General features: G+C 39.7%; 24 protein-coding genes and 1 tRNA gene. All 25 read left to right on the top strand.

All coding sequences use genetic code 11. From position 1 onward, the window contains the following. Positions 1–263, top strand: a 263-nt coding sequence (locus tag BLR65_RS30585; protein WP_218130658.1) for a hypothetical protein, incomplete at its 5' end; no start/stop codon positions are given. A 357-nt stretch (positions 264–620) separates the two neighbouring features. Beyond that, entirely contained in the window at positions 621–1058 is a 438-nt protein-coding gene (locus tag BLR65_RS22780; RefSeq protein ID WP_093796467.1) for a helix-turn-helix domain-containing protein, read from the top strand. A gap of 14 nt (positions 1059–1072) precedes the next feature. Beyond that, positions 1073–2170 (top strand): bifunctional DNA primase/polymerase, encoded by a 1098-nt coding sequence (locus BLR65_RS22775; RefSeq protein ID WP_093796466.1) that lies wholly within the window; start codon positions 1073–1075, stop codon positions 2168–2170. Positions 2171–2198: 28 nt separating this feature from the next. Continuing rightward, on the top strand, positions 2199–3629 hold the full coding sequence (locus BLR65_RS22770; RefSeq protein ID WP_093796465.1) for a hypothetical protein: 1431 nt from the start codon (positions 2199–2201) through the stop codon (positions 3627–3629). A gap of 249 nt (positions 3630–3878) precedes the next feature. Further along, entirely contained in the window at positions 3879–4667 is a 789-nt protein-coding gene (locus tag BLR65_RS22765) for a hypothetical protein (protein WP_093796464.1), read from the top strand. Positions 4668–5113: 446 nt separating this feature from the next. Then, positions 5114–6697, top strand: a complete 1584-nt coding sequence (locus BLR65_RS22760) for a restriction endonuclease subunit S (RefSeq protein ID WP_093796463.1) — start codon at positions 5114–5116, stop codon at positions 6695–6697. A gap of 11 nt (positions 6698–6708) precedes the next feature. Beyond that, on the top strand, positions 6709–8187 hold the full coding sequence (locus BLR65_RS22755) for a type I restriction-modification system subunit M (protein WP_093796462.1): 1479 nt from the start codon (positions 6709–6711) through the stop codon (positions 8185–8187). After that, positions 8177–9169, top strand: coding sequence for a virulence RhuM family protein (rhuM, locus tag BLR65_RS22750; RefSeq protein ID WP_093796461.1), 993 nt, complete (start codon positions 8177–8179; stop codon positions 9167–9169). Before BLR65_RS22755 ends, rhuM begins: the two co-directional genes overlap by 11 nt. A gap of 56 nt (positions 9170–9225) precedes the next feature. Further along, the gene (locus tag BLR65_RS22745) at positions 9226–10482 is read left to right on the top strand and encodes a restriction endonuclease subunit S (protein WP_093796460.1); all 1257 of its coding nucleotides are present in this window, start codon (positions 9226–9228) and stop codon (positions 10480–10482) included. Further along, a complete protein-coding gene (locus BLR65_RS22740; RefSeq protein ID WP_093796459.1) occupies positions 10483–13680 on the top strand; it encodes a type I restriction endonuclease subunit R in 3198 nt (1065 codons plus the stop codon). Positions 13681–13722: 42 nt separating this feature from the next. Beyond that, positions 13723–15261 carry an SAVED domain-containing protein gene (locus BLR65_RS22735; RefSeq protein WP_094607938.1) on the top strand — a complete coding sequence of 513 codons (1539 nt, stop codon included), beginning with the start codon at positions 13723–13725 and terminating at the stop codon, positions 15259–15261. A gap of 90 nt (positions 15262–15351) precedes the next feature. Next, positions 15352–16104 carry a hypothetical protein gene (locus tag BLR65_RS22730; RefSeq protein WP_143122638.1) on the top strand — a complete coding sequence of 251 codons (753 nt, stop codon included), beginning with the start codon at positions 15352–15354 and terminating at the stop codon, positions 16102–16104. Then, positions 16101–17930, top strand: coding sequence for a ThiF family adenylyltransferase (locus tag BLR65_RS22725; protein ID WP_093796456.1), 1830 nt, complete (start codon positions 16101–16103; stop codon positions 17928–17930). Before BLR65_RS22730 ends, BLR65_RS22725 begins: the two co-directional genes overlap by 4 nt. Further along, on the top strand, positions 17927–18418 hold the full coding sequence (locus BLR65_RS22720) for a Mov34/MPN/PAD-1 family protein (protein ID WP_093796455.1): 492 nt from the start codon (positions 17927–17929) through the stop codon (positions 18416–18418). The genes BLR65_RS22725 and BLR65_RS22720 overlap by 4 nt, the downstream gene beginning before the upstream one ends. Positions 18419–18781: 363 nt before the next feature. Further along, positions 18782–19588 carry a ParA family protein gene (locus tag BLR65_RS22715; protein WP_245692991.1) on the top strand — a complete coding sequence of 269 codons (807 nt, stop codon included), beginning with the start codon at positions 18782–18784 and terminating at the stop codon, positions 19586–19588. 299 nt (positions 19589–19887) lie between these two features. Then, a complete protein-coding gene (locus BLR65_RS22710) occupies positions 19888–20271 on the top strand; it encodes a hypothetical protein (RefSeq protein WP_093796454.1) in 384 nt (127 codons plus the stop codon). 260 nt (positions 20272–20531) lie between these two features. After that, a complete protein-coding gene (locus tag BLR65_RS22705; protein ID WP_093796453.1) occupies positions 20532–20705 on the top strand; it encodes a DUF2281 domain-containing protein in 174 nt (57 codons plus the stop codon). A 133-nt stretch (positions 20706–20838) separates the two neighbouring features. Then, positions 20839–20973, top strand: a complete 135-nt coding sequence (locus tag BLR65_RS31055; RefSeq protein WP_093796452.1) for a Fic family protein — start codon at positions 20839–20841, stop codon at positions 20971–20973. A 375-nt stretch (positions 20974–21348) separates the two neighbouring features. Continuing rightward, on the top strand, positions 21349–21471 hold the full coding sequence (locus BLR65_RS31500) for a hypothetical protein (protein ID WP_281241573.1): 123 nt from the start codon (positions 21349–21351) through the stop codon (positions 21469–21471). A 323-nt stretch (positions 21472–21794) separates the two neighbouring features. After that, a complete protein-coding gene (locus BLR65_RS22695; RefSeq protein WP_093796451.1) occupies positions 21795–22331 on the top strand; it encodes a hypothetical protein in 537 nt (178 codons plus the stop codon). 40 nt (positions 22332–22371) lie between these two features. Continuing rightward, on the top strand, positions 22372–23361 hold the full coding sequence (locus tag BLR65_RS22690; protein ID WP_093796450.1) for a helix-turn-helix transcriptional regulator: 990 nt from the start codon (positions 22372–22374) through the stop codon (positions 23359–23361). A gap of 135 nt (positions 23362–23496) precedes the next feature. Beyond that, complete coding sequence (locus BLR65_RS22685; RefSeq protein WP_093796449.1) at positions 23497–23865, top strand: HIRAN domain-containing protein; 369 nt, start codon at positions 23497–23499, stop codon at positions 23863–23865. A gap of 64 nt (positions 23866–23929) precedes the next feature. Continuing rightward, positions 23930–24493, top strand: coding sequence for a bifunctional (p)ppGpp synthetase/guanosine-3',5'-bis(diphosphate) 3'-pyrophosphohydrolase (locus BLR65_RS22680; RefSeq protein ID WP_211285203.1), 564 nt, complete (start codon positions 23930–23932; stop codon positions 24491–24493). A gap of 202 nt (positions 24494–24695) precedes the next feature. Beyond that, positions 24696–25448 (top strand): Fic family protein, encoded by a 753-nt coding sequence (locus BLR65_RS22675; protein ID WP_211285202.1) that lies wholly within the window; start codon positions 24696–24698, stop codon positions 25446–25448. A 177-nt stretch (positions 25449–25625) separates the two neighbouring features. Then, positions 25626–25700 (top strand) — tRNA-Gly (locus BLR65_RS22670). The last annotated feature ends 424 nt before the right edge of the window (positions 25701–26124 follow it).

Here is a 26124-nt window from a genome sequence, read left to right as displayed (position 1 = left end):
ACTATATTACGTTTCATATGGTAATGACCTTGCTTGGGTATCTGTATTTCCAAGTGTATAAAAATATAGATGAAGGGCGGAAATACCGAGGAAAATCATTACCTGTTGTGCTAAAGAACTATAAAAGCAAGAAGGCTCCAGCCGTGATCATCTACGTTGGGCAGTATTTTGGTATCTTTCCATTTTTGGAATTCATACAGCTATATGCTGAGTGTAGCCCCGAAATACGAAGACGTCTCGATCCAATCTTAGGTCAAGTATAGCAGTCTTGGGTGACAAGTTCCAAAAGACTAATTGAAGGATGTAAAAAGTTTACTTGACTAATTTGAACGAATTATGATAATCTAAAACCGTCAACTGAATATTCACGATAACCCCAAAATCCGGAAGCGGGTTTTGGCATTACAGTTTGAGGCCTATATGAAAATATAGCTTTCAAATATGAAGGTACTTAGATGAAGACGCGCATGCGTAAAGTGGATTGGCTTATTAGCTATTCTTTTTACGGATGCGCTTTTTGTTTGCCAGTCTTGATCCAATTCCATTTAAGAACACATATAGGGTATGACAAATAACAGGTTGTCGCATCGGTACACCTGATAACTGAGGAGGTATGCGGTATGCATCACTTTCGACAAAAGGTGGAAATGGATAAAGTCTGGAACGGCTTGGGTTTTTCCCTAATATTATTAACTGGAGGTTTTATCATGAAAACAATGAGCGAAAAACAACTTTATCGTAAATATGGGCCCGCCTGGAAGAAAGATGGTGAATTCTTCGCACAATGGAGGACAAGAGAGGGTCTTACCAAAACTTTTGTGTCCGATAAAATTGGAATATCCCGATCAACGTTGACAAAATTCGAGGCTGGGTATTATGTGCGAAATCGCAGGTTGATTGAAAAATCCTATAGTATGCTGCAAGAAAACCATAACCTGTTACGCATTATTCGGAAGCATGAATTTAATCAGATAGAAGGCATTCAAGTTACTGTGCAATATAATAACGGCCAGAAAGCGATGATTCTACAAGGATCGTCGCTAAAGCCAGCAATATAAAGGAGGCAAAAAATATGAAAAACATTCAAATACTAAAAGAAGCAACCCAATATATAGAGTCCGGCTGGTATGTTATTCCTGTCTATGGTATCACTGGTGCAGGATGTACTTGTGGGAAGGAGTGCAAAAGTCCTGGCAAGCATCCAGCAATAAAAGATTGGGTACATACTTGTAGCCGCGATGCAGAGCAAATATATAGGTGGTTTAATAGCCAGGCAGGAAACAATATAGGAATTGTGTGTGGCGAAAAAAGTGGGTTATTTGTACTGGATGTTGACGGTGATTCCGGTATGAAAACAATTGCTGCTCTTGAGCAAGAGTACGGAAAAATTCCGGAAACTATTGAAGTTGTGACTGGCGGTGGCTGGCGTCACCTGTATTTTAAGTATGATGAACGAATGCAAGAGATTAAGTCAAAAGTTCGTATTTTAGAGGGAGTGGATATCCGGAGTAACGGCAGTTTTGTCGTTGCTCCGCCTAGTAGACACAGTAGTGGAGGTAATTATCACTTTAAAGGGGGATGTGCGCCAGGAGAAACAGAATTAGCTGATTTACCGGAGTGGTTCCTAAATGTATTAACTCAATCAAAAGCGAGTATAAAAAAGACTGAGGCTAAGTGCGATACTTCTAAAGACATTATTACAGAGGGGAAAAGAAATAGTTCCTTAACCAGTATGGCAGGAAAACTGCGCAGAACTGGTTTAGAACCTGAAGAAATATTAGCGGCATTACAGATTGCTAATCGGGAGCGGTGTAATCCACCTTTAGAAGATGCGGAATTGGAATGCATCTGCAAGAGTATTGGTAAATACCCGATAGGGCCAATTGATAATGTATCGAAGACGTTATATGAAAATGATGGTGTTTTTGAAAAGGAAAATGCCTACGTGAAAATCAGTAACAATGGGGACCCGGTTGTAATATCCAATTTTATAATAGAGCCAGTATCTATGTTGGAAACGGATATTGATACCATGCTGGAAGTTAAATTGGTACATGCAAACGGAAAACAAATATCAAAGCTGTTTCGTACTACTGATTTTACCTCTGCCTCTAAATTTAAAGCAGCCATTCATCAGAATTCCATATTTTACAGTTTTACAGCGAAATGATAAGGATTTAGAAGACATTAAGTCCCTGATGAATAATAAAGGGTACGTAAATAAGGTCGTAACCAAAAATATTGGAATGGTAAAACACCAGGAACAATGGTGTTTTGTCTCCGGCAATATGGCATTTAACTCAAAAGGGGAATTCGTTGATGATCTGGTTCTGTTGCCCGATTATAAAGTTATATCGACGGAAATTGGGGAAGTTGAACCGATTGATGCAGATGGATTGTGTCACATAGCCTCTTCGCTGTTTCAATTTAATGAGCTGCCTAAGACCGCTACTATTCTTGGATTTACCGCGGCTTGCTTTTTGAAAGAAAGACTGAGGGTTTCCGGGGTCAAATTAAATCATTTGATAATGGTTGGTGAAGCAGGAAGCGGAAAAAGCCAAACACTGGAAAATATTATCATGCCAATATTTAATACGCTTAGCTATACGTCGGCCAGTAAAAGCACAGCATTTGCCGCACTAAAGACGAATTCCAGCAGCAATCTTGTTCCCCATATTATTGAAGAATTTAAACGTGGCAAGCTATCGGCTGCGGTTTACAGCACTATTTGCAATTTAATGCGTGACAGTTATGATGGGCATACCGCGCAAAGGGGGGCTGCCGATTTGACGGTAAAACACTTTGATCTTAGGGCGCCCATAATTTTAGTGGGAGAAAATGAACCGGAAGAAGCTGCAATCAGGGAGCGATCCCTTGAAATACTTTTCAGCAAAGCAGATTTAAGTACAGAACGGACCAGGCATTTTGAAGTATTAAAGGAAAGCGTAACATTATTGAACCGGTTTGGACGCTCGTTACTGAATGTAGCGCTTGGCCTTACTGATGAAGAGGTGCGAACTTTATATAAAGCCCAACAGTCAAAGGTTAATAAGATTTCAGGGCTTCCTTCAAGGGTGAAAAACACACTGGCTAATACATTTCTGGGAATACAACTGGTACTTATGGTATGCCGCAGTTTGGGTTTGGCGGAAATAAGCCCGTTTGGCTTTTCGGAAGAAGAACTCGAGAATGCGATTGTTACTGCAGCCAAGACCTACTTGATGGACGGACAGGAGCATAACCTGAGCATTGTTGATAATACTTTTGCAGTATTAGATCGTATGAATTTGCGCCTTGGCGAGGATTATCAGCCTATCAATAATGATACGGAGATTGCTTTTGCGGTTAATCAATTTTATGACCGGTTTACTAAATATGTTAGAGAGTTCCAGATTGAGGGGGAATTTCTGAGTATAACCCAGTTTTGTAAGCAACTACGCAAAACGGAATACTTTGTAGCAAATCGAGTTGCAAAGTTTAGGACTGCTAGTGGGGCCGTCTTAACACGGAAGGCACATGTTCTTAATGTTGAGAAGCTATCAAATAAGGTATTTATGGAAAGTATAATGAGCCGAGAAGATGGTAACCTCGTTTTGATGGCCAAAGGGCAAAAGAGTCAGGTCGCGTAACCGGAAAAAGCCTTGTCAAATCTGGAGGTAACCATGGTAACCCAAATTAATGAGGTAGGATACCCGATTACAAATCAATGACGTTGTCAAAGAGATTTGGGAGAAGGAATGACCATAAAGATTATTATGGTTGTTAATTTAAGGTTACCTTGGTTACCTCTAGTAAATACGAGGGTTTGCAGGGTTACGTAGAAAGTTACTTTGGTTATTTGCTGCCTACTTTAGAACAATATTTAGGAAGTGGTATTAATGATAAATATATATTTTGCCGGGAAGGTTGTACCCGCTAAAGACTGGAGACGTGGCTTTTCGACCGACTGGCGGAGTGAAATTTTAGGCATAGATGTTGGTAAATACCGCCCGCTTAAACAGGTAGGAAAAAGTTATTCGATTGATAAGTATTTCGGTTATGCCGGGCCTTTTTTCTCTCCATGTGGTGAGCACTTTTCGGGTGACGGTTTTCATGGTATGAATGATTGGGACTATGTAATGACCACAGGAGGGGTAGCTATCTCTGAATGTCCGGAGCAATTACCTATTTTCGAACTTGCTGATCACGTCAAAAAAGGTACTTTTAGTAGATGCGAAGCCAACATTAAATCCGCAGATTGGATTTTTTGCTGGATTAATAGCATGGATTGTTATGGAACTTTAGTGGAATTGGGAATGGCTAATGCGTATAATAAAAAGGTTTTTATTGGCTTAGATAGTAAAATAGATGGCAAAGAAATATGGTTTGCGTTAGAGGCTGCTAATAAAGTTGTGACCTGTAACAACGTTTTGGGAGCGTGGATGTTATTTTGGAAGTTGCAAATGCCAAGAATTACAGAAACACAAGCAAACTATATACGGTGTTTAAGAAAGCAGAAAAGAGGAATTCAGTTAAAAAAGAAGCTGGAGTATTTCAATATGTGTGAAGCTGATCTGCTGATACAGTTGCTTACAGGGCAAATGGCAGGCAATATTGCAGCGGAAATATCAATGCTGGTGAAAGGCAATAAAGCGTTTCGTGAACGAAAAATAAGAAATGTACTGTAGCCGTATGAGCTGAAGTACGAAATGAATAATAGTATTTTTGCAATTTGGAGCCGCCTGGTATGGCGGTATTTTTCCATTTATAGCAAGTATTTGAAAAAGCAATGTGTAAATATCGGCAATGGATAGGTAACTATACTCAGTACCAGGGTAATTGTAAAATATTAGGCGAAACCGACTGAGAGGCTAATAACCCGCGATTTAACTGAGTTTTTGCTATGAAACCAGGGGTTCGACAGGAGTATAGACCCTGATAAGTAAAAACGGAGGATGTGGTCTAGGTACAACCAGAAAGAAAGTGAAGTTTTGTTTAGATTTGCTGAATGGATGAATTTGATATAATTAGCAATTTAATATACGGCATTCATAAACTTAGTACTTGAATACTAAATTTTTAAATGCTATAATGGTAAACATAGGAAATCGGAATTTCAGGGAGGAGGTCAATTTTGAACCAACTAATAGATTTGGCTTTAAACAAAATGTATCAGAGACAGATTACTTCGCGCGAGCAGTTATTAAATGAAATGCTTAGAGTGAAATTGACAGTAGAAAAACTAGATAGCCAGCAAAATCTAGCCAAAGATAAAGAAAAAATGTTTCAGTTTATGAAGCGTGAAACAGAACAAGAATTGGGTTTTTTCCCGGCAGATCGAGAGGACTTTATCGATTTTTTTACTGCGCTTAAAGATATTGACCCTATCGATTTTGCATTGGAAATATATAAAAATGATCGTATGGGTACGGTCATTTCGCCTAAATATTTAATTCAGTACATTGAAGAAAAAATAGCAAAATTGAATCCGCAAAGGATATTGATTACCGAGGCGGAAAAGCATTTGGCTGGTCTACAGGCGTTAGTTATGCGCTTTCCTCAAATGGAAATTACGCTAACGACGCAGCTTAAATCGATGAGCCTGCTGCTACGGCTAGGGTTTAGTAAGTTCAAGAATGTGCGCATTATTTTTGAATCTATCTATACGGAATGCTTGCTGCACGAAACATTTGATTACATTTTTTGCTTCCCGGCGTTTGGGGCAAAACCGGACGAAATAGGCAAACAATTTTTAACCAGAGAAAGTGATGGCATAGCTGCCGAAAATATGCTAGCGCATTTGAAAGATACCGGCACGATGGATATCATCCTGCCTGCTAAGATTACTTTTGCTGGGATGGAGTATGAAAAGCTGAGGGCGTATATAGCAAATCATTTTACTATTAAAAGTATATATATTTTGCCCGAAGGAACCTTCCGGCCGGCAACTGCAATTAAAACATATTTGATATCTATTGCGGTCAAACCAGAAAAGACAATTAAAATAGGGAACTTTCAGCTTGAAAAAGATGTACTTATCGTAGCCGATACTAAAGAAGTTGGCATGCGTGAATTTTTAGCGCATGAGGATTGGCGAGTTGAACTGCTGCTTTCCGAGGATGATGAAAACATTCAAAGATTTAAGAACTCGGCGCGTGAAAAAGTAAAATTAAAAGAGGTGGCGGAAGTGTTCAGGGGCAAATCAATCCTTAAAAAGGATACTACACTGGGTGATATTGCGGTACTGAATATTTCTAATCTGGAAAGCGGTGAAATCAATTATTCAGATATGGATACCATTGCCGAAGAGGAACGCAAAATCAAAAGGTATGAATTATTAGACGGGGATGTTGTTTTGTCTTGTAGAGGGACGGCTATTAAGTCGGCTGTTTTTAAACAGCAAGACAGAACGGTTATAGCGTCGGCTAATGTAATTGCCATAAGACCTAAGGATAAAGTTCTCGGCAGGTATATTCAGATATTTTTAGAAAGCCCGATTGGTATGGCAATGATTAAAAGCTTTCAGCGCGGTACAACGATCATGAATATCAATCATTCCGATATCATGGAAATGGAGATACCTATTATACCGATTCATGAGCAGCAGGATATGATACAGCAATATGATCGAGAGTTGAGCATTTATAAAAAGGCTGTCAGTGAGGCCGAAACCAGATGGGAAAGTACCAAAATCACTCTTTACAATAAATTGATTTAGGAGGGGCAAGCATGGCTGTAAATTTGGAGTTTGAAAACAATCTGTGGCTAATGGCTGACAAATTAAGAGGTAATATACAACCGGCGGATTATAAACATGTTGTTTTAGGCTTGATATTCTTAAAATACATATCAGATAGTTTTGAAGAGAAATTTAATGAACTAGTGGCAGAAGGCGATGGCTTTGAAGAAGATAGGGATGCTTATCTTATGGATAATGTCTTCTTTGTTCCGCCGAGCGCCAGGTGGGACTTCATAAAGAAAAGCGCTAAACAGAGTACTATAGGTCAAATTATCGATGATGCGATGATTGCCATTGAGCGTGAGAATAAAAACTTAAAAGGTGTTTTGCCGAAAAACTACGCGCGTCCTGAGCTCGATAAAACTAAGCTCGGCGAAATGATTGACTTATTTTCCTTTAATCTTGGTGATAAAGAGGCCAAGGCGCAGGATGTGTTAGGCAGAGTGTATGAATATTTCTTGGGCAAGTTTGGCTCAAGCGAAGGCGAGTTTTATACGCCGCCTAGCATTGTGAAGCTCTTGGTAGGCATGATCGAGCCGTATCACGGACGGGTATATGATCCGTGCTGCGGTTCAGGTGGTATGTTTGTCCAATCAGCCAAGTTTGTGGAGGAACACCAGGGCCGGAAAGATGATATCCATATTTTTGGCCAAGAGTATACGGCCACTACTTGGCGGCTGTGCAAAATGAATCTGGCTATTCGCGGGATTGACGGCAACTTAGGCGAACGGGACGCCGATACCTTCGGCAATGACCTGCACAAAAACCTGAGAGCTGATTATATACTGGCTAATCCTCCATTCAATGTCAGCGACTATACTTTAATCCAGGATGACGCGCGGTGGAAATACGGACTGCCGCCGCAAAACAATGCCAACTACGCTTGGATAGAACATATCATCAGCAAATTGTCGCCAAATGGCGTGGCCGGGTTTGTACTGGCAAACGGTTCTATGAGTACTTCCACCAAACAGGAAGCCGAAATCAGAAAGAACATTATCGAAGCAGGGCTGGTAGACTGCATAATTACTATGCCGCCGAATCTGTTTTATAATGTGACCATTCCGGTTTGCCTGTGGTTTATCTCCAAGAAACGTGAAACGCGCAAAGACAAAATACTCTTTATTGACGCCCGCAAAATGGGTACGATGGTTACCCGTAAGCATCGGGAACTGTCAGATGAAGAAATTCAGCAAATTTACGATACTTATCACAATTGGCGGGATGGAAAGGATTATGAAGATGTGCAAGGCTTCTGTAAAGCGGCAGATATAGAAGAAGTAAGGGGTCACGAGTATATCCTGACGCCTGGGCGCTATGTCGGTATTGAAGAGGTCGAAGATGATGACGAGCCGTTTGATGAAAAGATGACAAGGCTTACCGCCGATCTTGCTGAAATGTTTGCTAAGTCACATAAGCTGGAAGACGAAATCAAAAAGCGGCTGGGGGCAATTGGGTATGAGTTCTAATCATACTTCAGAATTTTTACTTTATCAGACGGAAGACGGACAAACAAAAATTGATGTTCGTATTAAGAACGAAACGGTTTGGCTTACGCAAGCGGAAATGGCTGAATTATTTCAGAAAGACCGCACGGTGATTACCAAACATATTAATAATGTCTTTAAAGAAGGTGAGCTTGCGGAGTCTGGTAATGTGCAAATTTTGCACTTTCCAAATTCAGACAAACCAGTAAAATGTTATAGTCTTGATGTTATTATATCAGTAGGGTATAGAGTGAAGTCCCATCGCGGCACGCAGTTTCGCATATGGGCGACGCAGCGCCTGAAAGAGTACATTATAAAAGGTTTTACCATGAATGATGATTTGCTCAAGAAAGCGGGCGGCGGCAATTACTTTGATGAACTGCTCGCCAGGATTCGCGATATACGCTCAAGCGAAAAAATGTTTTACCGCAAGGTGCTGGAAATTTACGCGACAAGCATTGATTATGATCCGCGGGCGGAGGCCACGAAGAGATTCTTCCAAACGGTACAAAACAAAATGCACTATTCTGCGCATGGCAAAACCGCTGCTGAGCTCATTTTTGAGCGGGCTGATGCCACTAAGCCTTTTATGGGTTTGACCTCATGGCCAGGCCTAACGCCCAAAAAATCCGATGTGCAGTCAGCTAAGAATTATTTGACCGAAGATGAGCTTGATACGCTTAATCGCATTGTGAGCATGTATATCGATTTTGCCGAACTGCAGGCAAAAAACCGTAAGCCTATGTATATGGCAGACTGGATTCAAAAGCTTGACGATTTTATGAAGCTGTCAGGACGGGATGTTTTGACCCATGCAGGAAAAGTATCGCACGAAGTCGCACAGCTAAAGGCAAATCAGGAATTAGAGAAGTATAGAGAACACAGAAAAAACGAACTATCCCCAGTGGAACGGCATTTTTTAGATAGTTTGGAGCAGACAGCGAGGAAGTTGGAGAAGAAGTAGAGGATGGAATATGAGATATTTGATATATGGGAGCTTACAGTTGGAGGCGATTGCTTATGTGTTGTAATGGATGGCGAGAAAATACATTAGGTCAAGTATATGAGTTTTCGTCAGGACTATCAAAGAATGCTAAAGAATTCGGCTTTGGTTTTCCGTTTCTCTCGTTTAAAACCGTATTTAACAACTATTTTATTCCAGAGGAAATATGCGATTTAGCAAATACTACAGAAAAAGAGCGAGAAAAGTGTTCAGTTAAAAAAGGTGATGTATTTTTAACTAGGACAAGTGAATCATTAGATGAACTTGGAATGAGTTGCGTTGCCTTAAAAGATTATCAGCAAGCAACATTTAATGGGTTTACTAAAAGGCTTCGTCCTAAAAATCCAGAAATTATTAATCCGAAGTTTACTGGGTATTATTTTCGTTCACCAAGATTTAGATTAGCAGTTACAAGTATGGCGTCGATGACTACAAGGGCAAGTTTAAATAATGATATGTTATCTCGATTGCCTATATTAATCCCCCCGATATCCGAACAAGTAGCGATAGCTGATATTTTGTATTCATTAGATAAGAAAATCGAACTCAACAACCGCATCAATAAAATCCTGGAAGAAATGGCGCAGGCAATTTTCAAAAGTTGGTTTGTGGGTTTTGAGCCGTTTCAGGAGGAGGAGTTTGAGGATAGCGAGTTGGGGAGGATTCCTAAAGGGTGGAGAGTAGGGACAGTTTCTGATTTAGGCGATGTAATAGGTGGAAGTACACCGTCAAAATCGAAGAGCGAATATTATACAGATCAGGGCATAGCCTGGATAACCCCAAAAGATTTATCAATAAACAAAGATAAATTTATTTCAAAAGGCGAAATTGATATTACTGAGTCGGGATTGAAAAATAGCAGTGCTAAAATAATGCCAAAAGGTACTGTCCTTTTTAGTTCGCGAGCGCCAATAGGCTATATTGCGATTGCGAAGAATGATGTTGCAACAAACCAAGGCTTTAAGTCTGTGGTGCCTAAAAATAATATAGGAACAGCATATGTATATTATTTTCTAAAGAACAACATTGAAGTAATTGAAAATAGAGCAACTGGTTCAACTTTTAAAGAGGTATCAGGAGCAATTATGAAACAAATACCGGCTATCATACCTAATGATAAGATTCTCTCAGAATTTCAGAGTATGTGCGATTTGTATTTTAATAAGCAATTATTGTTAGAAGAGCAAAACCAAAACTTAACAGCCATACGTAATTCCTTGTTACCAAAACTTATATCGGGAGAAATAAGAGTACCCCTAGAGGAGGTGCAATAAATGGCGAAAGGGAATTTTTGCGAATCACAACTGGAAGAAGCTGCGCTTGAGTGGTTTGAAGAATTGGGCTATGAAATTGTGTTTGCCCCAGATATTGCTCCTGACGGTGAATATGCGGAACGAGAGGATTATAGTGATGTAATTCTGGCGGAAAGAGTAAAGGAAGCGCTAACAAGAATAAATCCTACACTGCCCCATGCAGCAATTGATGAAGCATATAGGCAAATCGCCATACCGCAAAGCCCGAGCTTACTCATGAATAACAAGGCGTTTCAAAAAATGATTACCGACGGCATTGATGTTTCGGTCAAACAGAAAGATGGCAGCTATCGCACCGAAAAAGCCTACATATTTGACTATAACAAACCGCTTAATAATGAGTTTATGGCGGCTAATCAGTTTACCATTGTTGAGCATGGCATTGAAAAGCGGCCGGATATCATTGTGTTTGTCAATGGTTTGCCGCTCGTTGTCATGGAACTCAAAAGCGCCAGCGATGAGAATGTGGACATTACGGACGCGTACAACCAGCTGCAGACATATAAAAATAGTATTTCGAACTTATTTACATATAACTCTTTCATGGTTACAAGCGACGGCATTAACGCGAGCGCCGGGACGCTTACCTCTGATGAAGATCGGTTTATGGCGTGGCGAACCATTGACGGGGATGATGTGGCGTCGCGGTCTATTCCGCAGCTCGAAGTGCTCATCAAGGGTATGTTTCAGCGGGATCGGTTTCTTGATATTATCAAACAGTTTATTCTGTTTCAAAGCGATGGTAAAGATACCTTTAAAATTTTGGCGGGTTATCATCAGTTTCATGCGGTCAATAAAGCGGTAGAGAGTACCGTGCGGGCTACTATGGAAAAGGGCGATCGGCGTATCGGCGTAGTGTGGCATACGCAAGGCTCAGGTAAGTCCCTGACGATGGTCTTTTATGCGGCCAAGCTGGTTATCAGCGAGGAACTGGAAAACCCGACGATTGTGGTAATTACCGATAGAAATGACCTGGATGATCAGCTTTTTGGTACCTTCTTAAAATGCCGGGATATTTTGCGCTGTACGCCTGTCCAGGCAGCCGATAGAGCGGATTTGCGGACACTGTTAAATAACCGTACAAGCGGCGGCATTATCTTTACTACAATTCACAAGTTTGCGCCGGAAGATAAAGGAGATAGCGTGCCTGTGCTCACAGACCGCAAAAATGTCATCGTTATGGCTGATGAAGCACATCGCAGCCAATATGGCTTTGAGGCGGAAGTCGTGAAGAGCGAGGCAGAAGCCGATGTGAAATATGGCTATGCCAAATATATGCGCGATAGCTTGCCCAATGCTTCGTACATTGGCTTTACCGGCACGCCGGTAGAACTTACAGATAAAAACACACGGGCTGTATTTGGGGACTATATTGATGTTTATGATATGACACGCGCTGTTGAGGATGGCACGACGGTTAAAATATTCTACGAAAGCAGAATAGCCAAGCTGGAGCTGCCTGAGGAAATGAAGCCCAAGATTGACAGTGAGTATAATGAAATAACCGAATACCAGGAATACAGCCAAAAAGAAAAGCTGAAAAGCAAATGGGCCAGGCTGGAGGCTATAGTTGGTGCCAATCAGCGTGTGAAGCTCATTGCCAAAGATATCGTAGAGCATTTTGAAAAGCGGGAACAGGCACAGGAAACAGAAGGCGGTAAAGCTATGGTTGTGGCCATGAGCCGGAGAATTGCCATTGATTTATACCATGAGATTGTAGCGTTGCGCCCAGATTGGCATAGCGATGATTTAATGAGCGGAAAAATCAAAGTAGTTATGACAGGCAGTTCTTCTGATCCGGCTGAATGGCAGCCCTTTATCGGCACCAAGGCCAATCGCGAAACATTGGCAAAGCGCATGAAAGACAAAAATGATGAATTAAAACTGGTCATTGTCCGCGACATGTGGCTAACCGGCTTTGATGTGCCAAGTATGCACACCATGTATATTGATAAACCCATGCAAGGGCATAACCTTATGCAGGCCATTGCCAGGGTCAACCGGGTATTTAGAGAAAAGCAAGGCGGTCTAGTGGTCGACTATATCGGTATTGCCGAAAACCTGAAACAGGCGCTGTCTCAGTATACCGAAAGCGACAAGGAAACCACCGGCGTGGATGCCGATGTGGCAGCCGAGTTACTGCTTGAGAAACATGACCTTATTAAGGAACTGTTGCATGGTCATGACTACAGCAAATTCTTTACCGGCAAACCTAGCGAAAAAATGCAGGCCATTGTGGAAACCATGGACTATATTATTGAATTCCGTGATGAACGAAAAAATGATTACATCAAGCTGGCTACTGAATTGGCGCGTGCTTATTCCTTGTGTGCTACTACCGATATTGCACAGCGATTGAATATCGAAGTTGGCTTCCATAAAGCTGTTAAAGCAAGTCTTGTTAAGATTATTAGTGATGATAATAAAAAGAAAACAACTGCTCAGCTTGACAGCGAGCTGAATCAGTTAATTTCAAAATCCATCTCTTCCAATGAAGTAGTGGACATATTGGGTTCAGTGGGCTTAAGCAAGCCTAATATTGCTATTCTATCTGACGAGTTTCTTGAAGAAGTGAAAGGAATGAAGCAGAAGAATCTGGCTGTTGAACTCTTAAGCAGATTATTAAAAGGCAATATTAAAAGCTTCTCTAAACGCAACTTGGTACAGTCCAAGAAATTTTCAGAACTGCTCGATGCGGCTATCAAGAAATACCAAAATCGCGCTATTGAAACCACCCAGGTTATTATGGAATTAATTGAACTAGCGAAGAAAATCAGTGAAGCCGAGAAACGCGGTGAAAGTACAGGGCTGACAGCTGATGAATTAGCTTTTTACGATGCCCTGGCTGACAATGAATCAGCCAAAGAAATCATGGGTGAGGATATCTTAAAACAAATAGCGCGGGATTTAACTGCTGCAATCAAAAGCAATATCAGTGTGGATTGGGCAATTCGCGAGAGCGTACAGGCAAAAATGAAAATGATCATTAAACGACTTCTCAAAAAATATGGCTATCCTCCTGACAAAGCAGCTAAGGCTGTTGATATTGTAATGGAACAAACCAAATTGATGTGCAAAAATGAAAGTGTGACATATCGTTATCCAGTCGAGCAAACCTGCAGTTTGAAAGTGGCAGAAAGCAACAATGAAATAAATTGATTAGATGGAGGGGTGATTTTATAGTATTCGAATATTTTGGAGGTGATTTTCCTGAGTAATGCTGTAATCCCGCGACTTCAGGGGGATGATTATCAAGCTTGTTATTTTTGGCTTAGAGCTTGCGACATGTTTTATGAGCATACAAGAGTAACTAAAGTTGCGTATGAACATGATGAAATTAAGTCTTTTGATGATGTAGTACTTTTCTATGATCCGCCTATAGGGGATCGGAGTGGTGGGAAAATACATGCAGAGTATTTTCAAGTCAAATTTCATGCTACACAGAATGATGTAATAACTTGCGAAAACTTAATGGATCCTAAATTTATCAACGCTGAATCTGTTTCATTTTTGGAAAAATTGAGAAATGCCCAAACGCTTTCTAAAGCACATGGGCGTAGTTGCTTGTTTTATATGGTTACTAATTGGATAGTCAGCCCAAGCGACGTGCTTTCTGAATTAATAAGTAATAACGAAGGTGAAATACGATTAGATAAATTGTTCATAGGTGGACCAAATAGTAAAATGGGCAAAGTGCGTACTGCCTGGTGCAAACACTTGGGATTGCAAAATACGGACGAATTAAAGGAAGTTCTTCGACCCCTTCGAATTATTGCGGGATATAAGGTCGTAGGAGAATTACAACGCGAGCTTAACAGAGCGTTGCTATGTGCCGGATTAAAACCAATTGAAAACGGTTCCTTAATTAATCCATATGTTAGTCTGATAAAAAACTTATTGCTGAATGGGCGTAAAGCGTTCACAAGGGATGAGCTTTTGCAGATATGTAAGGAAGAAAATCTTTGGGTTGGTCAGAGTTCGAAAACACAAGCAAGTAAGGTAATCGGAATTAGAAGTTTCTATCGATGGGCTGAAAAAATGGAGAATGAAACTGAAGCAATGTTGTGTTTGCTTAAGTATTTTGACGGTCGATATGTTAAATCTGATGTAAGCTGGGATAAAGATGTCATACCTGAATTAGAGCAGTTTTTAACCGGAGAGATTTGTAGTGGTGAGAAGATTGATATACATATAGATGCTCATGCTTCGATTGCTTTTGCCGCCGGTTATTGTTTGGATCCAAAGTCAGGCGTGGATGTCGCTCCTGTTCAGCGTAATAACGGGCGCGAAGTTTGGAGACCCCATAGAATGAAAAATATTGGCGATTATCCGGGTTGGAAAAGTGATATCATCATTAGAAATAATACTGCGTTGGATATGGCGGTTGCGTTGAGTGTACGACATGATATTGTAGAAGAAGTAGAAGCATATTTAACTACAGCGGGGCTGCCTGTTCGTGAAATTATTTCGTGTTACCCTCATACCGGTTCCGGTGCAGCATCTATTGCTGATGGCACTCATGCTTATTTGCTTGCAGATGAAGTTGTAAACTTATTAAAGAAGCAGATGCTAATGAAGAAGAATGGACGATTACATATATTTGTTGCTGCACCAAATGCATTTTGCTTCTTTCTTGGACAACTCTCTCGTAGCTTAGGAAGAATTACATTTTATGAATATGATTTCGATAATGAAAAGACATACTCACCTGCCATATCATTACCATTGAAAGAAAAATAAAGCAGCTAGGAGGTACTATGGAATGCTGGTAAATATCGAATTCAAGGCAGGTCTATCGGAATCAGCTTAAGTAATGTAGATTTAGATATTGTGCCAACATCAGCACCGTCAGAAAGTGAAATTGGTATATTAGAATCATCAAGCGTGAGAGATGATGAAGCGATCGAAGACGTTAATGACTGGGTATTGAAGAAATCTTGGCTGCCATTAGATCAACGTTCATTTTCAAAAATGGCTATTTTAAATGAGACACTGAGAACCGAGGCTGAATGGAAACTTTCGCCGCTTTATATTCCTGATCGTGAAGCAGCAGAATGGAAACCTACCCATCCTCTTGCTCAATTACAAGAAACACGTGATAAAAATAAAGCGTGTAATACTCATTTTGTGAATGTCGTAAAGGCTTTAAAATGGTGGCGCAGATTGAACCCTGAACCCAAGCATCCAAAAAGTTATCCATTAGAACATTTCATCTGGACTTGTTGTCCTGACGGAATTACTAGTGTTGCTGAAGGTGTTACTAAAACATTAGAAGCAATCGTTAGTGATTACAGCGAGAAACCCGTACTTCCTGACCATGGAGTGCCCGAACATGATGTTTTTGCTCGTGTTACAGATGAAGAATACGAGGATTTTTATCAATTAGCCAATGATGCAGCGAAAATAGCAAGAAAAGCGCTAGATGCTGACAATGTTGCAGATAGTGCCAATGCATGGCGTGAACTGTTTGGAAGTAAGTTTCCAGCTCCTCCGGATAACGGGAACAGTAAAAATAGTGCATCTACTGGTGGTTTTACTCCTCGTAAAGAAAGTACTATTCTTGGGGGTAATCGATTCGCTTGACTTCTGAACACAAAGAGCCACCAGAAGAATTATTAGCTGCACGTCGAGCGCTGGATGGAATAAAGGGAGTAGTACTGCTGGAAGATTGGCAATGGTATGATTCTGAAAATGAATGGGTACTTCATTGCCGATTTACTCCCGATATGTTACCGACTGAACATTTACCAGCAACTACAGAATGGTATATTACTTCAACATCCCAGTATCCTTGGGGAGCAATAGAAATTTATCCCTCCAAGAAAAATGGAATAGCGGCAACATTTCCTCATCAAGCGTATAATGGTGAAACCGATTCCTTGATTCCGTGGAGAAAGGGCAAGCTTTGCTTAGATACAAGCATAAGATCATTAGGGCGCATAGGATATGATTATGAACCTTATGGAATACATGAACGTCTCGCATGGCATGTACAACGAGCCTTGCTATGGCTTGCAAAAGCATCGACAAATCAGTTGCTAGAACCAGGTGAACCATTCGAAATACCTGAGTTTTCCATCGAAAAGCGAAGTACTGTCGTGGGTGTCTCGGAGCATCCCCGCAATTATTCAAAATGGAAGACATGTACCTGCCGTTTTAGGTTAACAGATTTTGCACAGATAAATGACAACATGCTAGCCGCTGTAAGCTTTTACACTCTTAATCATGAAATTGTCAAGACCGTAAACTGGGGAAAAACAATTACCGAGGCTTTTAATGAGCGCAAGATGCTAGGTGCGTGGGTTCTGCTTAACGAGACTCCAGTGATTTCACCATGGCAGGCACCACATAATTGGGGAGAATTAAAGCAAGTATGTAGTAACCAACATATTGATATCTTAGAGGTAATAAAGGAGATATCTATTCACTTACGAGATGGCATGCCCCATATTGTACTTTTAGGTTATCCAATTCCTAAAACGGTGGGAGAAGCGAATTATCAGATATATTGGCAGGCTCTTAAATTGCCGACCTTATCAAGCGGTTCAAAAACTGCAAATTGGTTTCGTACCAATGAAACCGGATATTGGCAGCGTGATAAGATGAAGTGCTTTACAAATGGAACTGCAATTGAATGGATCAACACAGAGAATTGGAATAAATCTGAATTCAATAGTCGTGGGCAGCTTGACACTATTGTTGGGTTAAAATCAACTTTACTAATTGGAGCAGGAGCAGTTGGCTCAGTTTTATCGGAAATGCTGGTACGTGCAGGATTGGAGCATTTAGCGATAATGGATACTGATTTTGTGGAGATGGCCAATTTAGTTCGTCATACATTAAATATGAGCAATTTGAATACTCCTAAAGCCCCCGCGCTATCTAACCATTTAAATATGGTCTCTCCTCATGCTTCTATCAAAAGTTATTCTGAGATATTTCCGCCATGTACACCTGACACTAAAGAAGGCATTCAGCAATACGATGTAATTCTCGAAACGACTGGATCAGATAGTGTTTTACGCAATTTAGATAATTATCAATGGGAAAATAATAAACTATTTATTTCGGTTTCACTTGGATTGGGCGGAAAACGAATGTTTATATTCAGTATGTACGGAAAGAAGTTTTCACATAATGAGTTTGTTGCTGGAATTCAACCTTGGTTGCAGCAAGAGATCGATGAATATGATGATAACGAATTGCCAAGAGATGGGGTAGGATGTTGGCACCCTGCCTTTCCAGCAAGAGTTGACGATGTATGGCTCCACAGCTCTGCTGCTATAAAAGTTATTGAAGCAATAATATCTTATCCTTCAGAAAAACCATTGCTTATCGTATTTGAGCAAATATTCGAGGATGGAGAATTTAAGGGTGTGCAAATGGTAAGTAGGGAGGTTCTGGATTGAGTTCTTTACATTACAAAAGTATAGATAATTTGTTTGCAATTGAAGTACATGAAAGTGAACTCAATACTATGCTTCATATTTGTTCCGAAGCACAAGGTAACGAGACTGGTGGGCTATTAATTGGGTATTACAATGATAATCATAATTGTGCAATTGTAACGGAAGTAACAGGGCCTTCGGATGACTCCGCTAGTGGAAAGACATGGTTTTATCGGGGTGTATGTGGGCTGCAAAAATTGTTAAATACAGTATGGCATAGAAGACGTCATTACTATTTAGGGGAATGGCATTTTCATCCGGAAGCATCACCTAATTTGAGCGGCGATGATATTAATGCAATGAATAATATAGCTAATTCCTCGAAATATAATTGCCCGGAACCTCTCTTATTAATTATTGGAGGAAATCCTGAATTACAGTGGAAAGTGAATGTTTATGTCTTTCCCCGCAAACCAAAATATATTACTCTTAAATTAGCTAATGATTGACAATATTATGTAAGACTTTTATGAGAACGTTTAGTGGGAGTATTCTTAAGTGCTAGGGGATTCGCATAACATACCGAATTTAATTGTTAGTATTACTTTAATGGTGTTTGCATAATTATCAGATTTAAAGTACAATTTATATGAAGAATATGCTGTGAACATATTCTTTATGGTGAGCGTTGTGCGATCCGAGGGTTGAAATAAAAATGGTTACTTCGAGCGGTAAGTAAGCTATGGGGCTTACTTACTTTTCTTTTATTGGCTTCAGCCAGTGGAGCGCAAAATTCACGCGCTCTACTAATAAATAAAATGAAAGCTTTCCGGCTAACGTGAGTAGCTGGAAAGTTTTTTACGTTTATATATATGTCTCAAATGGTAATCTCAATTGGATTTTCTATTGGTGGCGCGGGCGCATCAACATTAGCATTAATCACAGGGGCCCTCCTTGCTGCTCAAGGTAATAAGGTGTTGATTATCGATGCAAGTCCAGTCGCTTCTATTTCTTTTGTATTAGCGGGTACGGCGAAAGAAAGACCATTTCTAATGGACACAAATTTAGATAGTGAAGAAGTGTCTGACCTAGTAAAGGTTGGACTTTTGGGAGCGCTAATAGATCAAGCGCCAGGAAAACATATTATAAGCTTTTCACCCAATTTTCATGTATTGCCGAATGACGGGCATTTAGGTTTTTATCTTCCGCGTATTTATTATGATAAGAGTCTGAGAATGAGGATTGAGCACGACCCTTTTAAACAAATGACTGAAAAATTAAAGAGTGATTATAATTATATAATTGTTGATACGCATTATTCAGGATTATCTGAAATAAGTGATATGGTGATAACATCTAGCGATCGTATTGTGCTTCCGCTCCACGCACGGGCATACTTGCCATCGAAGGTTGAAAGGACTTTAGAATTAATTGAGGAAAAGGGTTTAAATAGAAGTAATGTTATTGGTGTTTTTCGTCGCGGTATTGATAATGATGAATGTGACTTAGAAGTAGAAAATAAAGTGAAAAATCAATTTGGAGATATTCTTTCTAGAAATTTTCTGCCATACAATCAAAGTGTTCAAAAGGCAGCATGTGGTTATGATTCGCTTATGGAAGAAGTCAAAAATAGACGGATTCCGGCAGAATACTGCTGCCTTATATCTGAGTTTTGCTGATCGCTTGGTATAGCCTATAATTTCAAATTCTGATGCCGTAAAAAGTAAGGCTCTATTATTGACGATGGAGAAACGTAAACCATTTTCATGAGTTTTTACTCTCTAATACTGACAGTAGCGGAAGAGCTGAGTTTAAGCTAGCGTATATAAGTGGTTTGTATTTAGAAAGGGGGGGCACATAATCTGAAAACGATAAGGATATATTCATTTTGGTATTTTGGGCGGTGTGCTTTTGCTGTCATAATCTCGTTTTGCATGAAGGACGAACTGCTTTGCAGACCGTCAGGGAAGGATTAGCGATGGAAAATAATCACTTGGATTTTGAGCGTATGGAGGAAATATGTAAAGATTTTGAATGTATGTTAGATTTTATTGAGCAATATATGGCAGAGATGAATAATGAAATTAGTAAAGCCGATTTAGGAAAAAACGACGTTCTTCACGACATTGAACTATCAAGGTTTAACGCCTTTGAAGGGTACAGGATGGCTAAAGATCTTCAACGTATTTTGGCGGTGCGAAGATTTTGGAAAGATCAGCAAGATGTATTGCGATGCTTTCAAAACTTCTGTGACCAGCATAAAGGATTATCAGCAGCAATTGCGAAACTACTGAGAAATGTTAATCAAAAAAACAAGAATGCGGAGAAAGGCATTATACGCCTAGAATTCGGAATGATTTAAAGATATGCCAGGCTCGCTGGGTAGAGTAATAGTTTATTAGGAAAAACAACTTGTAACTTGGATTTCTAGTTATAAGTTAGCAGAATTAAAAAGGATTTTGTTTAAAATAATGGTCTAAGTCAGTAAAATCAAGAACTATAGCAATTTGCTAAAGCTAATTTGGAACAATGAAATTTGAATTGGGTTTGGTTGGTGACCTTGTTAGCGAGGATATGGGGTTAAAGTATTATATTTAGAACCATAATCTGGAGGTTAAATTAATGACTTTGGCTGAAAAACTATTGCAAGACTTTCTGGAATTGCCTGAAGATAAAAAGCAGCGAGTCGTTGATTTTGTTCAGTTCCTAAAGAATAAGCAGCAAAAAGAGTTTGAAGTTATGATGGATGATATAATAGAAACCAACAAAGAAGCATTATTGAAGCTTGATAAGTGATGCGTTGTCTGTCAGTTGCGGATATTATCGTATTACATCAAAAGGTTATAGATAAGACATAACCTTTTGGCGGAAGTCATGGTACACGGGATGTCGGTCTGCTTGAGAGTGCTGTTAGCCGGCATATGCTACTTTGGGCGACAATGACTTGTATGAGACTGTGGAAGCAAAAATTGCGGCTACTGCCTATGGCCTTGTTAACAATCATGGTTTTGTTGACGGCAACAAAAGAATAGGTGTCGCCGCTTTGTTATGCGGTTGCGACTGAACGGATGGATATAAATTACTGTATAGCCAGCAAGAATTAGGACTTGGGTTAACTACTGGAAATCTTGATGAATATGATATACAAAATTGGATTAAAGCGCACCGGTAATTATATTAAATCAGCATTCATGTAGAAATGTCCGCTTTTGTTGTAACTAGCGGACATCTCTACATGAACTCCTGGCAACGAACTTGGCAACAAAAATCATCTAAACACCTTAAAATTCACTCGTACTAGCTGATGCTACATGGCAAACAGAAATTGCCGAAAGGCCGATTTATCAGTTGTGAATGGTAAATATTAGTTGATTCTAAATATAGGGATACTTCGTTTGCTGTACACCTGGTGGGTATCCAAGTAACTGGGGGAATATTCATGCGAACACTTAAAACTGTTGACTTAGTCCTGGAAAATTGTGAAGTTATTACTATTGACAAGTTTTACGTTAGTGATGTTAAGTGCTCAATTTACTTTCGCGATGGATTTATAGTGAATTAATTTCTGCAAACGAAATTGGTATATCAATCACAGCAAATGCAAATTCGAATTCATCATATACGGATAACTGGGATAAAGAAAACCGGTCATTGCCATTTGACAGACAATGTAATTGAAAAAGAAAAGATAAATTTGAGATATTGACTATATAAAAATAGGTAGAGCTTATAACGGAGCTCTATCTATTTTCTTTTTTAGAACTAAACAGATAAAAATTATCTGTTTACTACAGCCTGCGCACTGACAAGATGCTGTCAGTGTATTTTGCTATGATCAAAATAGATTGTCAGTAAAGATTTTTTAGACAATGGAGTTGATGTTTGATGGATGAGCAAAGTGAATTTTACTTTGAGAACCATGTCGATAATTCGTTCAAATTATTAGATGAAAAAATGACAAAATATCAACCCTGCTTTGAAGCGGAATGGTTGCCTATTGCATGGAAAGTCAGAAACCGAAAGTTGAAACCCATGAAAAAACTAAATTTATATAAAGATGCACCGGAAATAATCCGCCTGCGTATGGAAATAGTCGCGTCATTTTGTCATAAGTTTAGCTTTAAGTTCCGCTTTTATCCTCTAATGGTAATCATTCAAACAAAATATGAAGAATGGATTTTTGACTATTCCAAACCAATAATTAGATTAAAGCATGCCAATAGATGCCAAAGGGGGTATCATAACCAAAAGAAATTTACAAAAGTTATATTTGCTTTGTTTTATATATTAAATCATGGAATGTTTACCTATTCTAATACAGGAACTGAAGTCGACCGGCAACTTGACATATTGCTTAATGCTGATTTAGGTAAATATAATAGAACGTCTTCTGATTGCGTTGCAGAGCAAAGATACGGTTAAGTGCGATTTGTCCTAAAAAATTGCAGGAAGTGAAGGTGGTTTGAGTGAATTTACCATTGAGGTGGTAAGTTTGTCAAATTCAGAGAAACTTCTGCGTTTATTAAAAATCATATCACTAATTGAACATAGACATGGGGCCGTACTTCAGGATTTAGTTGCAGAGTGTAATGTATGTGAACGCACCATTTATCGGGATTTGGATGCGTTGAATCAAAGTGGGCTGCCGATTTATTTTGATGATGGAACGAAAAGATACCGTTTTATGGACAAAGTATTTCTCCGGCCGCTGACATTTACTGTTGACGAGGCTACAGCATTATTAGCCTGTGTACAGGACTTTTCTAAAGATGATAACCCGCTTGGCAATCCCCTGCGTCTTGCACAAGAAAAAATATTAGCCAGTCTGCCGGATGAACGCCAATATCAGGTTGATAAAGCCCGCAAAAATGTAGATATTAAAGTCACATCAAGATCTGCAGATGTTTCGCAACAGCTGTTCAATGTTATAGAGAGTGCTATTGATAAACAATGCAGCGTTAAAATATGTTATTATACTAAAACCAGAGAATCTGAGACAGAGAGATTGATTGATCCTTATGTCATTACATTTCGCGGTTCTGCCTGGTATCTAGTTGCTTATTGTCATTTGCGTAAGGCTGTGCTCTTATTTCGGATGGATAGGATCAAAAAAGCATCAGAAACCAAAGAACCATTTATTTTACCAAGTGATTTTTCTGCACAGGAATATTTTAGCGGCAGCTGGCTTATTGAGCGCGGCGAGCCAATTCATGTGAAACTAAAGTTTTTGCCGGAGGCTGCTAGGTGGGTTAGAACTGAGACGTTTCATCCCTCACAGCGTATTACGGAATGTGAGGACGGAACTATAATTTTTGAGGCCACAGTAAATGGCCGGCGTGAAATCAGCCGCTGGATATTAGGGTATGGAGCGGAAGTAGAGGTGCTGGAGCCGGAAGAACTCAGAAGTTATTTAAAGGATCAAGTTGAGCAAATGGCAAAGGTTTATTGTTGAAAAGTAGTAAATACTGTATTGGAAATTAAATAGAAAAGATTTTTGCACTGACAATATGCTGTCAGTGCCTTTTGTTATTCTATAAACAGGGGAAAAAGTGTCAATGACAATAGGATACAGCTAGGGGGAATAGATGTGGAAACACATTATATTGCGATTACCGGGTGCAGGCATTATTATGGCAGTAAACCTTTAAAAGTTGGTTTACCTGTGCAATTGATTAAAGAGCCGGATAATGAATATGATGCAGAAGCTATTGCCGTACATGTAATGCCGCTTGGCAAAGTGGGCTATGTAGCGAATAGTACTCATACTGTGCCAAGAGGATGCTATAGCGCGGGGCGCATTTATGATACCATCAAAAATTATGCGTATGGAATTATTCGGTTTGTATTTCAAGATACTGCGATCGTTGAGCTGTTACAGAACAAAGAACTATACATAGAAATAAAAATGGAAGTGCATGAAGATACAAGCTTAAAATACAGGCAACCGCGGTTTTAATACCGACGAGATTGGTGGAAAACGCTCAATATGTCGGAAGAATAAAATGATGGGAGGAATTGATATGCTAAACAAAGCTATTGAGATAGCGACTAGGGCGCATGCGGAGCAGGTAGATAAAGCTGGAGCACCATATATTTTTCATCCCTTTCGGGTGATGATGGCGGGGAACAGTGAGATTGAACGTATATGTGGAGTTTTACATGATACTATTGAAGATAGTGACATTACTTTGGAGTTTCTGCAAAAGGAAGGTTTTTCGGATGAAGTGCTGGCAGTTTTAGATTGCTTGACAAAACGGTATGGAGAAAACTACGATGATTTTATCGGCAGAATTCTTGAAAACACAACCGCATGTGTAGTTAAGCTTGCTGATTTACATGACAATATGGATTTGTCAAGGATTAGTAATCCTATCGATGAAGATAAGGCTCGAATTGAAAAGTATAGTAGAGCTGCTGAAAGAATATATGATGTTTTGCCGATGGGTTCCGGATCAACAGGCGAGCGAACTATCAAAGTTGATGGGTATGTAACTATCCAGCCATTTATGACGCATGACGATTTCTGGCATAGGTTTATTTCTTTTAGAAAATCACGGATGGTATTTTTGCGGCTTTACAGATGATGTGACTGACCAGGATGAAGGTGAGGCTTAATGTAGAGGTGTCACCCGGCACGTAAGGTTAAGGTGCCCCCCTTCTTTGTAGTCTTGAAGTAACCTCTGGTATGGATTTATTGTAAATACTTGGATTATGAAATAAAATAAGTGTAAGTAAGTATGGTATAATCATATAAAAGTTATTTACGGTAGGGAAGGATGAGACGGCTTGAGTAATCTCAGTCAACTTTTGCAAAAAATAGATGCAAATCAGGAGTTAATCAATCAAAATCGTCCACTTGACCAAAATCAGGTAAAGAATTTAAAAGACTATTTTAAGATTGGTATAACGTACTCGTCCAACGCATTGGAAGGCAATACGCTGACAGAATCGGAAACAAAAGTTGTTATTGAAGACGGAATCACAATTGGTGGCAAGGCATTGCGTGATCATTTGGATGCTATAGGCCACGCACGGGCTTTCGATTTCATGTGGAGATTGGCGCAACGGCTGGAAATAACGGAATCGGATATAAAAAAAATCCATAAACTTTGCTTTCAGCCAAGTGAAGGAGAAATGGCCGGCCATTATCGGACGGTAAATGTAGTTATTACTGGTTCTCAATACAATGACCGGCTTTCTGCGTGTGAAAGTGTGCCAGATGATATGCGGAAACTAGTGGGGGCGCTTCAGGCGCAGAGAGAAAAACTACATCCTGTGGAATATGCAGCATGGCTTCACCGGTCGTTTATAATGATTCATCCTTTTTCTGACGGTAATGGGCGTGTAGCTAGGCTTTTGTTAAATCACGCGCTGATTTCACAGGGATTTCCTCCGGTGATTATTTCACCGATGTTTAAACATGAATATATTCGGGCGTTAGAGCAAAGTCATGAACGGTTGCAGGTATTTACAGAATATATTGCTGAACAGGTGTTGCAGGCGCAAAGGGACTATATTCGTTTGTTGAGGCTTGCCTGAGCTGAAGGTACTATTATTCCTACTCTTGATATTGGATTATAAATATGCTATAGTAATACTCGGTAGTTAGCCTTGATAGTTGACGCAGATTTGACGCACAAATGACGTTCAAGAAGTGCTAAAACTACTCAAAACTAACAAATACTGAGGCTAAGAAACTCAGTAAAATCAACTTATGCGGGCGTAGCTCAGTGGTAGAGTACCGGCTTCCCAAGCCGTGGGTCGCGAGTTCGAATCTCGTTGCCCGCTCCAGTAATAGAAAAACCGTAGGTTTAGAGCCTACGGTTTTTTTTATTTTATGGGGGCAAAACAGGTTTTAAAGAATTGAAAAGGTATTACAATTAGTGAAAGATTCGATAAAAGTTTTAACAGCTAAGGACAAATAGTTATCCATCTTCCAGCTAAGTCCATAGGTGAATTCAATAGGATCACGCAATGGCCGGACGGCTATCTTATTACTTTTTTCAATTAAGGCATCAAATAGAAACGAATGCAGCTCCTTTACTTACCAGGCGACAGATAGTCTCCGGTTTTTTACAATCGGCCACTGATGGCTGTAATGTTCGAGTAAAGTTTGTGTTGCTAACTCCGTATCGATAGACAAAAAGAAACATATCTAAAAATATTCATACTTAAACAATAAATATTGAGCGAGATCATCGCTTTATTAAACGAA

Origin of the sequence: Sporomusa acidovorans (genome assembly GCF_900101845.1) — a bacterium.
Classification (GTDB): domain Bacteria; phylum Bacillota; class Negativicutes; order Sporomusales; family Sporomusaceae; genus Sporomusa; species Sporomusa acidovorans.
The sequence above is the reverse complement of the archived record's forward strand: the minus strand, read 5'-3'. Positions and strand labels throughout refer to the sequence as shown.